The sequence below is a fragment of the Clostridium algoriphilum genome, assembly GCF_020443705.1.
In the GTDB taxonomy this organism is placed as follows: Bacteria; Bacillota; Clostridia; order Clostridiales; family Clostridiaceae; genus Clostridium_AD; species Clostridium_AD algoriphilum.
The window spans coordinates 88,355-101,328 of sequence record NZ_JAIZZK010000003.1 but is presented as its reverse complement, the minus strand read 5'-3'; the positions used below and the strand labels follow the sequence as shown (position 1 = coordinate 101,328).

Sequence of the window (12,974 nt, the reverse complement as noted above, 5' to 3'; positions counted from 1 at the left end):
GAGGATGATTTTGGATTTTAAAATAATTCACGACCAAATAGAAGCAAATATTGTTGTTATGGGAGAATTTGAAGATCATAAACAGGTAAGCGAACTAATAGAACTTTTAAGTTTGCAAGATATGCAAAATTTTAATATAACTTTTTTAGGAGCAAATGTAATTCCCAAAATTGTTGTAGAGAAACTTTTTAGTTTTCAGGAGCGGGAGAAGTGTTCAATTTTTGTTTTAAAGAGATACTTATACTCATACTTACAGAATATAGGTATAAAGTGCAAATACATTGAAAAAAATTTCACTTTGAAAAGATTAACTGAAAATTCATCCCATATAAAAAAAATTCTAAATAAAGAAGAAGTATATAGTTTTTTGAATGAACTAAATATTACTTACGGCTATGATTACACTGAGTATCAAATAGATAGCATAATGAGAAGAATAAACATAACTATGATAAAAGAGGGTATCGTAAGTTTTAGTTTATTCAGAGAACAGGTTTTAAATAATGAAATTTTTTTTAACAACCTGTTTCTTGACTTCTCAATAAATACTACGGAGTTTTTTAGAGATCCTAAGGTTTTTGCTTTAATTAAAACAAAAATATTGCCCTATTTAAATTCCTATAATCATATTAAAATTTGGTGTGCAGGTTGTTCCAATGGAAAAGAAGTTTATTCCTTAGCTATAATGTTAAAAGAAGCAGGAATATTAAGCAAAACCCAAATCTATGCTACAGATATTAATCCTTATGTTATAGAAGAGGCAAAAAACGGAATGTATTCCTCGATAACCTTAGATAAAGATATAAGTAATTACAGAAATGCTGGAGGCGAGAAAAATTTTATTGAATATTTTGATATTAATAATAGCTACATAAAAGTTAAAGAAGAACTTAAGAAAAACATATTATTTTTCCAGCATAGTTTGCTTAGTAATGGAACGTTAAATGAATTTAATCTCATACTTTGTAGAAATGTATTTATTTATTTTAATGAAAGTTTACAAGAGAAAATGCTAAAAAACTATTATAATTCTTTAGATAATAATGGGTTTTTAGTCTTGGGAAAGAGTGAAGGAATTCTAAGAAACAACGGAGGAAAATATTTTTGTAAGTATGATGGGATATTAAAGGTTTATAAGAAAAAATAGTAAACATATTAGTGCTTATTAAATTTATGTGCTTTTCTATAATTAATTTAAAAACTTAACCACTGGACATTCTAACTTGTGCATAGCTATGAATATAAATATAACAACAAATAAGTTTTATGTACAAGTGAGTTATATATTAAGGATTTAGTGGGAAAAGAAAGAAAATTAATAAAGTTGAAGAGGAGTAATAGGCATGAGTTTCAAATTTAAAGAAAAAGAGAATAATGATGGTGGGAAAAAAATTAAGTTTGTGGAAATCTTAAATGAAAATAGGAGAATTAAAAGAAAAGCAAGTTTTAGAATATTAAATACAGCAATTATATATAATGAAGAAGAAGATTTTTATTATACAGTGGCTACATGCGTTAATGAGAATAATGTAATTGAGTCAATAAGCATAGAAGGATTTGGTATTCTTGAAGATGTTATAGATTTTAAAGGTGCATATATTGATTATGAAGAGTATGAAGAAGGATCAGAAATAAATTACACTGGAACAATATATTATTTATGATTTATTCTGCACAAAATTACATAGTAGTGTAATAAGAAAAAGCTGTGAAGGGTTTAATTACTTCACAGCTTTTATTATTAAATTAAAGGGGGACTCTAATTTAATTAGTTAATAAATTAATTAATTAATCTATTCTTATATAATAACATATAATTGTGTAGAAATAATGTAAAAGGTATGTAAAAGGTATGGAATATTTGTTAAGTTTAAAATACTTTGAGCATCATAAAGAAATTGAAAAGTAAGCTGAATTTATTTAAAATTAATTAGAATCTTGTAAAATTTAATAAAAATCTAATTTAACAAATAACTGCAGTATCTACCGATAGACTGAAACCACTCATTTCTACGGATTTAAGTTATAGTTAATAATGCTGTTAAATCTAATTAAATTTAACAATAGCTTATTAATAGGATTATAGCTCTAATTGTGCTAATAGTACCAAATTTCATTAAAACTAAATCAAAAGTTATAAATAATATAGAACAATAACATATGCATTTGGAATATCAGTTCAAGTGATTTTATATGCTATTATTAATTTGAACTTAATTAGAATCTTATAAAATTTAATGAAAATCTAATTTAACAAATAACTGTAGTATCTATCAATATACTGAAACCACTGATTTTTATGGAGTTAAGTTGTAGTTAATAATGCTGTTAAATCTAATTAAATTTAACAGTAGCTTGTTAACAGTATACATGTGAATTTTAAAATGGGTGTAAAGTGATTACTACTTTTACTTTATATATGGTAAAATAAAAGAAGAATGTAAATTAATATGTAAATTAACTTTATATATAAAGGGGACAACAAAAATGTCAGAATGTATATTTTGTGATTATAGTGAATCAGAGATAATAGTAGAAAATAGATTAGTTTTTGCAATATTAGATCATTTCCCGGTCAATAATGGTCATTGCTTAATTATACCGAAGAGGCATTTTGCTAACTTTTTTGAGGCAACAGAGGAAGAGATTAAAGCAATATATAAATTGTTGCACGAGGTAAAAGAAATGTTTGATATTCAATATGAACCAGCGGGATATAACATAGGAATTAATGTAGGAACTCATGCCGGGCAAACCGTAAACCATTTACATGTTCATTTAATTCCTAGATATATAGGGGATGTAGATGATCCAAGGGGTGGAGTAAGAAATTTGAAAGAGGCAATGGTTGAATATGATGGTTAAAGTTAATGTAAACAATAAAGAAATAATCAGTAGTGACTCTGTTGCATTTTAGGACAAGAAGATTTCATTATTAAAATTATTTATCTTTTGATTGGAGAGTTTAATATGTGCATTATCGAAAATTTTGTACTAACAATTTTAGAAACCAGCGATGTTCATGGAACTGTATTACCTATAAATTATTCGGATAATTCCTATGCCAACTGTGGTCTTGCAGCTTTATCCACTATAATTACTCTCGAGCGAGAAATAAATCAGAATACTTTACTTATAGATAATGGGGATATGCTTCAAGGTACTGCACTTACATATTTCCATGCTAAAATAAATAATAATATGCCGAATCCAATGATTGAAGCTATGAATCTTATGGGATATGATGCTGCTGTAATTGGTAATCATGAATTTAATTACGGTAGGGAGTATTTAAATAATGCTATAAAAACTTCAAATTTTCCATGGCTATGCGCTAATATAACAAAAAAAACTACAGGGGAAAGCTTTACTAATAAGCCATACATTGTTAAAACCTTTGATAATGGTTTAAAAGTAGGTATTTTAGGGGTAACCACTAAGTATATTCCTAACTGGGAAAATCCTGAAACAATCCAAGACTTAAATTTCGAAGATGTTGTAGAAAGTGCCAATAAATGGATTGAGATAATGAAAAAGCAAGAAGCTACGGATATAAATATAGTGGCCTATCACGGTGGGTTTGAAAGAGATTTAGAAACTGGTAAGCCGATGGAAAAACTCACAGGAGAAAATCAAGGCTATGAGTTATGCATGAAAGTAAAAAATATGGATGTGCTTTTAACGGGGCATCAACATAGAGTTATAAAAAATTTATCGGTAAATGGTGTTTTAGTTGTGCAACCAGGTTACAACGGTAATTGCATTGGCAAAGTTTCTATTGATTTGGTAAAGAACTCTAGAAAATGGTCCATAGTTAATAAAAAATCCTCAATTATTGATGCAAATGCAACTGATGTTGATAAAAGAATTTTGGATTCTATAAGTAACATAGAAACTAAGGCACAAGCATGGCTTGATATTCCTATGGGAAACATAGAAGGTGACATGCTTATTAAAGATCCTTTAAAAGCAAGGCTTAAAGATAATGCTTATACTGAGTTTATAAATAATGTTCAGATGGAGGCAGCAAAGGTTGATATATCAAATACTGCTATTTTTGATAACCAATGCAAGGGATTCGAGCGCAATGTTACGATGAGAGATATCATAGCAAATTATAAATACCCAAACACATTAAAGGTAATTAGTTTAAAAGGCTCTGATATTAAAGCTGCTCTAGAAAAAACTGCTCAATATTTTAGTATAGTTAACGGCGAAATAGAAGTAAGCAAGGTTGGTATTTATCCTAAACTTCACCACTATAATTATGATATGTGGGAAGGCATAGAGTATATAATAGATGTTTCAAAATCCATAAACTATAGAATTACGAAAATTAATTATAAAAATTGTCCTCTTAACATGGAGGGGGACTATGCTGTAGTAATGAATAATTACAGAGCAGGTGGTGGTGGAGATTATTCAATGTTTAAGGGGAAACCTGTCCTTAAAGATATACCTATAGATATGGCTGAACTAATTGCAAATTATATACTTGAAAGAAAAACCATTAAAGCAGTTGAGAATGATAATTGGAAAGTTATATACTAAGTGTGGCGTTGTATTAAATTGGAAAAGAAAAAATAATCCCATAAAAATTATGAGTGAAATTATTGGGTAGATTTAGAAATTTAAGCATTGATTTGAGAATTAGTATAGATAATCAGATAATGTCGATATTATGCTATTTCAATTTACTTAAAATTGTTGTATACTATAGTTTCGGATATAAAGGAAAACAAATACAATTATGCGATAATTACACAGACTCACTAAAAAAACAGATCATAAAACATATCAAATTACATGAAACACTTACACTATAGACCCTATATCTCTGTAATCTACATTTTTAATAGTATAATTAGATACATGTCTTATATCTTACTCGTAAGATATGTTGTAGTTGAATGTAATTTTTTAAAAAAAAGGAAGCGAATTATTTTGATGAATTTTATTATACCTGCATTTATAACTTTAATAATATCAATTACATCTGGGTTAATGCTAGATTATTATAAGAATCTAGCACCTAAAATATTAAGCAATGTACGAAATGGTAAACCAATAGAAATGAATAGCAAAAAAAAATGTTCATACATTATTACTGTTAAAAACCCATCAAATAAAACAATTCATGAGTTAACTTTAAATATACAAAGCTCGCAAACTAACTTAAAGAGTACAGGAGCTACAATAACAAAAGGTTTAAAATTTGATTCTTCAATAAAGGATAATATTTTAGAGGTTTATATCCCTTTTTTAAGTAAGGGTGATAAGTTTTCAGTTACTGTATATGAAGAAAATCAATCTGAAGAACATAATAAGCCTGTTCTTGTAATTAGATCACCTGAAAATTTTAATCAGGTAGACTCTCTAGAACAAAAGGGAAGTCGATCGTTATGGTTTAATAAACCTAAAAATATAAACCAGGTAATCTTGAAGGCAATGCAAAGAGTCATAGCAATAGTTTCTAATAAAAAAGATGATTTTACAACGGTTATGAGTAAGGCAACAACTGATAAACAAACAACAAATAAAAAAGATAGACAAGTAATCTCTGGAAATAAGAAGCCTAGTAAGAATGAAAAGGCAATGATAATTACTGTATCAATTATTTTTGTTATGGTTGTGGGAGTTTTAGGAAAATTTTATTTCAAAGGTACGTCTACTAATGCAACAACGCCCACTGTAAATACTACTGTTCCCCAACAGTCCACTGGTTCAACAGGAACAGCAGGAACAACAACTGGAACTACAGATGCAACAGGATCAACAGGAACAACAACAGGAACTACAGATGCAACAAAATCGAAAGGAACAACAACTGGAACTACAGATGCAACAAAATCAACAGGAACAACAACTGGAACTACAGATGCAACAGGATCAACAGGAACAACAACTGGAACTACAGATGCAACAAATTCAACAGGATCAACAACTGGAACTACAGATGCAACAGGATCAACAGGTACAACAACAGGAACTACAGATACAACAAAATCAACAGGATCAACAACTGGGACTACAGATACAACAAAATCAACAGGAACATCAACAGGAACATCAACTGGGACTACAGATACAACAGGATCAACAGGAACAACAAATGGAACGACAGAATCAACAACTGGGACTGCAGGTTCAACAGGAGGAACAACTGGAACAACAACCGGAACTACAGGTGAATAGAAGAAATATCTAAAGATCTTAAAAAGTTAAATAATATCGAAAGTTCTCTGTACAACTACAGGGGACTTTTAATTTATTTAATTTTCATTTGATTTAGTAAGTTCATTTCGGTCATCCATTTGTGGAGGCTCCTCCAACCATTTATGTTTAATCATTAATTTTCCACCTGCACCTGCATACGATAATGTATCCTTTTCAACAATTAAGAGTTAACATTCAATATATAAAATTTACGGTAAAAATAGTATAATTAAGTAAATGTTTATGTCGTACTCGTATTTTAGGACAAAGTAATCAAAATACTTTATTCCGAAAAATCATATAAAAACAAGAATGATTAAAGGGGGTGGAAATGTGCTAAATGATTTATTTATAAACGTTTTATTACTCATAGCCGTTACTTTCGTCGCTGGCCATATTTTAAAAGACGTACCTGAAAAAATTATTATTACTTTATATGGCAAGATAATAGTGGGTGTTGGTGGTGGACTTATGGGCATTTTATTAATGATATATACAATTCAAGTTACGGGAACTACCACAATACTTGATTTGCGATTTTTTGCAATTATGATGGTTTCTTATGTAGGTGGTATTATACCTACTATAGTTTCAGGAATTATTATAGGGATATATCGTGCAGTACGTTTTGGTATAAATATATCCTGTATTGCTGCACTTTTCCAAATACTGTTATTTATAATATGTTTTCATATAATTGATAAAAAGATTAAAGCAGAATGGAAAAAGTGGTTTTTAAAAACTTTAATTTCATTGGTTATATTAATACCAATTATCTATTATCTATTAAGGAATGTAGAAAATGTTCAAATAATATGTTTTGAATACTTTTTAGTAGCTACATTTGCAGGTGCATTAGAGTATTTCTTATTAGAGTATGTTCACGGTTCAAATGAATTATATAGGATATATAAAAAAGACTCTACAAAGGATTTTCTTACAGGACTTTATAATACAAGGCAATTTGATAAAATGCTTAACCTGGCTTTTGAAAGAGTATTAGAAAATAAAGGGAAGTTATCTTGTTTTATGATAGATATTGACCATTTTAAAAAAGTAAATGATACTTATGGACATTCGATAGGTGATATAGTCCTTAAAGAATTAGCATACATATTAAAAAAGAATTGCAGAAGGATTGATGTTGTAGGGCGAATCGGGGGTGAAGAATTTTGTGTTTTACTTTTTGATTGTCCTAAAGACCAAACTTTTTCAATAGCATTGAGAATAAATAAGGCTGTTGAAAAATATGGATTTAATATAGGTGAAGACAAATTCATAAATATTACAGTATCTATTGGAGTTGCAATCTATCCTGATACAACGTCTAATTTGGAAGCTATAAAAGAAGAAGCAGATATGGCTCTTTATAAAGCAAAGAAAAGTGGACGTAATAGGGTTTGCGGTAGTGAAATATGTATTCATCAATAAGCTTCGCAATATTCTACTCAGGTTAATTAATTCTTATGTAAATTATACTATTAATTAGTATTAATCAAAGAGTGTAACACAATAGGTACTTATGTGACAGGTTTGAGAGTTAAATGATAATATGTTAAGTTTGAATAAGGAGAAAGAAGACCAATTTTAGCTTCTTTTTTCTCCAAATCAATAATGTCTAGAGGTAACTTTATCTATAGTTTATTGTTTTGTTATTGTAACACCACCTCCTGCTATAATAGCTTTTATAGAAAACTCCTTTGTGCCTGGAAATATCTTTCTTGTAGTTACAATTTCAATTTGTGGATTAATATTTTTTGCTTTATCAACCAAACATTTTGTCCTTGTTGCAATTCCAGAGCAGTATTCTAAAATATTCATGGACACCTTCCAACCCATATGCAAAGCATCAACATTACCCTGTGCATGAACAATTACATCTCCAGACTTAACAAGAGTTCCAGAAGAGAGAAAGGTTTTGCTTTCGATACCTAACTTATTAAATATTCTTACCACTTCCTCAGAACCACTTATCACTGCATTTCCTCTTGAGATAAATTTTATTTCTCCTTTTTGACTATTAATTCCTAAGACTAATGAAGTCAGATCTATGTAAGGGATATCTTCTTTTATAATATTTTCTATTGTTTCATCATTTATATACATCATTATTAGCCCTCCTTAATAATTTTAATCACGTTTAACTCGTCGTATTCAGGAATAATCCGTATTAATTTGATGTTTCTATTTTTAGAATAATTTCGCTTAATTTGCTAATAAGTACTTCCATTTCTTCATTGTTGCCTATACTTATTCTTAGGAAATTATCAATTCTAGGTTTATTAAAATATCTTACAAGAATTCCCCTAGTTTTTAATTCGTTAAATATTATTTTCGCCTGAATTGTATTATGACGTGCGAATAAAAAGTTAGCTTTTGATTCTAATACAATAAAACCTAATTCTCTAAGAGAAGGGATTACTTTTTCTCTTGTATCTATAACTTTTAAGCGAGTACTCTGAAAATAGGCCTCATCCTCAAAAGATGCCTTTGCACCGGCTAAAGCAAGCCGATCAATTGTATAAGAGTTTATTGAGTTCTTAATTTTATTTAGGCCTTCTATCAAATCTTTGTGTCCAAAAGCATAACCAACACGTAAACCTGCTAGTGCCCTAGACTTAGAAAGCGTCTGGATAATCAATAGGTTTGGATAATCATCTACAAAATCAACTAAAGATTCTCCACCAAAATCTATATATGCTTCGTCAATTATAACAACACTTTCTATGTTGTATTCTACAATTTTCTTTAAGGATTCCACTGATATATATTTGCTGGTTGGAGCATTTGGATTTGTTACTACAATTCCACCATTTTCAATACAAAAGGAATCTAGAGGCAAATTAAATTTATTGTCTAGGGGGATTAATTTATGTTTTAGTTTAAATAGATTAACATAAATTTCATAGAAACTATAGGTTATATCTGCAAATAGGATAGGTTTTTCTTTATTGAAAAATGCCATAAAAGAGAAAGCTAAAACCTCATCTGAACCATTTCCAACAAAGACTTGATTCGGTAATAATTTATAATAATTTGATAATGTATTTCTAAGTTCATCACAGTTTGGGTCAGGGTACAATTGAAGATTTTCATTAGCTGCCTGTTTAATTGCTTCAATTACTTTTGGAGAAGGCGGGTACGGATTTTCATTAGTGTTTAATTTAATATATTTCCTATTTTTAGGTTGCTCTCCTGGTATATAAGGTTCAATGTTTTTTGTAGTTTCGCTCCAATATTTGCTCATTTATAATGCTCCTTTATATATCTAGCGCACTTGTTTGTACACTGATTGATTTTATTTAATTATACTATTGTTATTGGCATTTGACAATAACAAAAAACAAGAGTAATATGAAATTAGCAAATGCCAATATCTAAATAAAGGAGGAGTTTTAATGAAAATAGTAATTTCATCAAATGGAAAAACTAGTGAAAGTTTACTTGATAAGAGGTTCGGAAGGTGTGAATATTTTCAAATTCATGATACAGAGAGTAAGGAAGTTAAAATTTTAGAAAATAAAGGTCAAAATTCAAGTGGTGGAGCAGGTATTGTTGCAGCTAATCAATTAAACGTAGAAAAGGTAGACGTTATTATTACTGGAGATCTTGGACCTAATGCCTATGAACTTATTGAAAAAGCAGGAATTAGAGCGTATAAGTGTGGGAATATAGCTATAAGCTTAGTAATGGAGAAATATAACAATGGAGAACTTGAAGAAATAAAAATGTCTGGTCCTGCATACCATGGAGCAAACTAGTAGATCGGAGATGAGTATATAGTGAATATAGCAGTGCTTAGTGGAAAAGGAGGGACTGGTAAAACTACAGTGTCGTTAAATCTTGCCCTCGCACTAAAGTCAAATTATATAGACTGTGATGTAGAAGAACCAAATGGTTTCCTATTTTTAAAACCTAAAATAAATAAAACAGAAAAGGTTATGGTGGAATATCCCATTATAGATGATAATAAATGTACGGCCTGTGGAGCTTGCGTAAATGTATGTCAATTTAATGCTCTTGCAAAAGTAAATAAGGAAATTATACTCTTTGAAAAATTATGTCATGGTTGCGGAGCTTGTGAGATTGCATGTCAATATGATGCTATAGCTTATAAGAAAAGAGAAACAGGAAAAATTGAAAGTGGCAAAATAAGAGACATAAATTGTAGCAGAGGAGTTTTAAATATAGGTGAACCTATGGCAGTACCCGTTATTAGAAAACTCCTTAAAAACTTATCCGGCAACATTAATTTAATTGATTGCCCACCTGGGACTTCTTGTAATGTAGTAAATGCTTTAAAATACGCACATGCAGCAATACTTGTTACGGAGCCTTCAGAGTTTGGGCTACATGATTTAAAAATGGCTGTTGAACTTGTAAAAATGTATAAGATACCTTTTGGTATAGTTATAAATAAAGATGATGGAAAAGATAATATAGTAAAAAAATTTTGCAGACAAGAAGAAATAAAGTTAATAGAGACTATACCTTATAGCAAAGATACTGCCATTCTTTATTCTAAGGGAGAAATATTATATGATGAAATACATCATAAAGCAATATTTGATAAGATTTCAAAGGAGGTGCTACTTTGGAATTAGCGATTTTAAGTGGAAAAGGCGGAACAGGTAAAACTACAATCGCAACAGCATTAGCTGAACTGTCTAAAGATGTTATAAGAATAGATTGTGATGTAGATGCACCAAATCTTTATATGTTTTACAAAGGATTAGATATTGAAAAAAATGAATTTATTGGTGGAAAAAAAGCTATTATAAATGAATCACTTTGTATTAAGTGTGGCATATGTGAAACTATATGTAAATTCAATGCTATAAAGAATTTTACGATAAACCCATTTGATTGTGAAGGTTGTGGCGCTTGCACTTTAGTATGTTCACAAAATGCTATAAAATTAAAGTCTGAAAAAACTGCAGATACATTTATTACTAAACTAGATAATGGGATAATTTCAAGGGCAGAAATGAAAATAGGAAGCGATGGTTCGGGAAAATTAATAGCTTATTTAAGGAAAAACGGCAAAAAATTTAATGGTAATGAGAAGTTAACTATAATAGATGGTTCACCTGGTATCGGATGTCCTGTTATATCTTCAATTACAGGTAGCGATGCGGTATTAATTGTTACAGAACCTACAAAATCAGGTCTAGGAGATTTAATGAGAGTGGTAACATTATGTGAATGTTTTGGAGTTTTTACCATGGTATGTATAAATAAATATGATATAAATGAAGAAGTATCTAGAGAAATAGAGAGTTTTGTTATTGAGAAGAGTTTAAAATTAGTAGGTAAAATTCCATATGATGATATTGTTATGCAATCAATAAATGAACTAAAACCTATAACTTATTATAAAGATAGCATAGCAGAAAAGGCTATTGAAAATATGTGGAGTAATATAAAAAATATTATATAAAATCAATAAAGAAATACAGGTATTTTACCTGTAGCTAACAAATAGGGGGTAGACATATATGACAGATGTTTTAGAATACCGTAAGCAAGGATATAATTGTGCGGAATCTGTAATAAAAGCATTCAATGAAGAAAATGATTTTAATATTCCAATTTCCATTGCTAGTCCTTTTGGCACAGGTATGATGGTAGGAAGTACTTGTGGAGCAATTACGGGAGCACTAATGGCATTAGGAGCATTAAAAGGAAGAGAAGAAGCGACGGCTAAGAATGAATCAACAAAACATACAAAGGAAATAATGAATAAAGTAAAAGAAAGATATGGTACATTTGAATGCTTACAATTAAAGAAACAAGGCGTTTCTTGTAATGAAATAATAGAATACACTTATACTGTCTTAAAAGATTATGTAAAATAAAAAATATATATCAAAGTAGAGGGAGGGATTTTAGTGTCTGATGAAGAAAATTTTAAGATTGAAAATAATCCACTTAATAATATTAAGAAAGTAATAGGTGTTATGAGTGGTAAAGGTGGAGTAGGTAAATCAACAATTTCAGTTTTATTAGCTAAAGAACTAAATAAAAAAGGGTATAAAGTAGGAATACTAGATGCGGATATTACAGGCCCAAGCATACCTAGATTGATGAATTTAGGTAACGAGAGAGCAGAAATGTTTAAAGAAGGTATTTGGCCAGTAACAACTCACGATGGTATTAAGGTGATGTCTCTTAATTTACTTATTGCAGATGAAGAACAACCAGCAATATGGAGAGGACCTGTTATAGCAGGCACAGTAAAACAGTTTTGGACAGATGTTTTATGGGAAGAACTTGACTATTTAATTATTGATATGCCACCTGGTACTGGAGATGTAGCACTTACAGCTATGCAGTCATTTCCTATTGATGGCATAGTAATGGTATCAATTCCTCAGGATTTAGTTTCTATGATAGTGGCGAAAGCTATTAATATGACAAAAAAAATGAATGTTAAAATAATAGGATTAGTAGAAAATATGAGCTATATTGTTTGTCCTAATTGTGAAAAGGAAATAAGATTTTTTGATAACAGTAACACACAAGAATTTTTAAATAAAATGAATATACAACTTATTGGAGAGCTTCCAATGAGTAAAGAAATAATAGATGTTATAAATAATAAAAGTAAGATAAGTAAGGTATTAGATGATAAATTTAAAGCTTTGACTGAAAAAGTAATAGATTTTGTTAATTTTAAGGAGGATGTCAATAGATGAGAATGTTTAACTTACTAATCTTTAACTTATAAAATATGTTATAAAAAAATTAGGGGTGTG

The 12,974-nt window shown here is 29.4% G+C and carries 13 protein-coding genes; 11 read left to right on the top strand and 2 right to left on the bottom strand.

The features are described from left to right. Positions 1 to 4 precede the first annotated feature (4 nt). The 6 genes from LGK95_RS04135 to LGK95_RS04110 all read left to right on the top strand — a co-directional run bounded on the left by LGK95_RS04135 (position 5) and on the right by LGK95_RS04110 (position 7,647). On the top strand, positions 5 to 1,147 hold the full coding sequence (locus LGK95_RS04135) for a CheR family methyltransferase (protein WP_449727676.1): 1,143 nt from the start codon (positions 5 to 7) through the stop codon (positions 1,145 to 1,147). 196 nt (positions 1,148 to 1,343) lie between these two features. Next, a complete protein-coding gene (locus LGK95_RS04130) occupies positions 1,344 to 1,664 on the top strand; it encodes a hypothetical protein (protein ID WP_226122534.1) in 321 nt (106 codons plus the stop codon). Positions 1,665 to 2,487: 823 nt separating this feature from the next. Then, positions 2,488 to 2,865, top strand: a complete 378-nt coding sequence (locus LGK95_RS04125; RefSeq protein WP_226122532.1) for an HIT family protein — start codon at positions 2,488 to 2,490, stop codon at positions 2,863 to 2,865. 105 nt (positions 2,866 to 2,970) lie between these two features. Beyond that, a complete protein-coding gene (locus tag LGK95_RS04120; RefSeq protein ID WP_226122530.1) occupies positions 2,971 to 4,551 on the top strand; it encodes a bifunctional metallophosphatase/5'-nucleotidase in 1,581 nt (526 codons plus the stop codon). A gap of 396 nt (positions 4,552 to 4,947) precedes the next feature. Next, positions 4,948 to 6,195: a hypothetical protein gene (locus LGK95_RS04115; RefSeq protein ID WP_226122832.1), complete on the top strand. Its 1,248-nt coding sequence runs from the start codon at positions 4,948 to 4,950 to the stop codon at positions 6,193 to 6,195. A 354-nt stretch (positions 6,196 to 6,549) separates the two neighbouring features. After that, entirely contained in the window at positions 6,550 to 7,647 is a 1,098-nt protein-coding gene (locus tag LGK95_RS04110) for a GGDEF domain-containing protein (protein WP_226122528.1), read from the top strand. 210 nt (positions 7,648 to 7,857) lie between these two features. Here LGK95_RS04110 and LGK95_RS04105 read toward each other — a convergent pair whose 3' ends face one another. Both LGK95_RS04105 and hisC read right to left on the bottom strand, forming a co-directional pair. Then, positions 7,858 to 8,325, bottom strand: coding sequence for a beta/alpha barrel domain-containing protein (locus tag LGK95_RS04105; protein WP_319001894.1), 468 nt, complete (start codon positions 8,323 to 8,325; stop codon positions 7,858 to 7,860). 61 nt (positions 8,326 to 8,386) lie between these two features. Then, positions 8,387 to 9,463: a histidinol-phosphate transaminase gene (gene hisC / locus LGK95_RS04100; protein ID WP_226122513.1), complete on the bottom strand. Its 1,077-nt coding sequence runs from the start codon at positions 9,461 to 9,463 to the stop codon at positions 8,387 to 8,389. Between the two features lie 151 nt (positions 9,464 to 9,614). Here hisC and LGK95_RS04095 point away from each other — a divergent pair, with 151 nt between their 5' ends. Genes LGK95_RS04095 through LGK95_RS04075 form a run of 5 tightly spaced genes read left to right on the top strand, consistent with a single transcriptional unit; the run spans position 9,615 to position 12,914 of the window. Then, positions 9,615 to 9,977 carry a NifB/NifX family molybdenum-iron cluster-binding protein gene (locus LGK95_RS04095; protein ID WP_226122512.1) on the top strand — a complete coding sequence of 121 codons (363 nt, stop codon included), beginning with the start codon at positions 9,615 to 9,617 and terminating at the stop codon, positions 9,975 to 9,977. Positions 9,978 to 9,998: 21 nt separating this feature from the next. Further along, positions 9,999 to 10,820, top strand: coding sequence for an ATP-binding protein (locus LGK95_RS04090; protein WP_226122511.1), 822 nt, complete (start codon positions 9,999 to 10,001; stop codon positions 10,818 to 10,820). Next, on the top strand, positions 10,811 to 11,656 hold the full coding sequence (locus LGK95_RS04085; RefSeq protein ID WP_226122510.1) for an ATP-binding protein: 846 nt from the start codon (positions 10,811 to 10,813) through the stop codon (positions 11,654 to 11,656). Before LGK95_RS04090 ends, LGK95_RS04085 begins: the two co-directional genes overlap by 10 nt. 58 nt (positions 11,657 to 11,714) lie before the next feature. Next, a complete protein-coding gene (locus LGK95_RS04080) occupies positions 11,715 to 12,074 on the top strand; it encodes a C-GCAxxG-C-C family (seleno)protein (protein ID WP_226122509.1) in 360 nt (119 codons plus the stop codon). A 33-nt stretch (positions 12,075 to 12,107) separates the two neighbouring features. Beyond that, positions 12,108 to 12,914, top strand: a complete 807-nt coding sequence (locus LGK95_RS04075; protein ID WP_226122504.1) for an Mrp/NBP35 family ATP-binding protein — start codon at positions 12,108 to 12,110, stop codon at positions 12,912 to 12,914. Positions 12,915 to 12,974 lie beyond the last annotated feature (60 nt).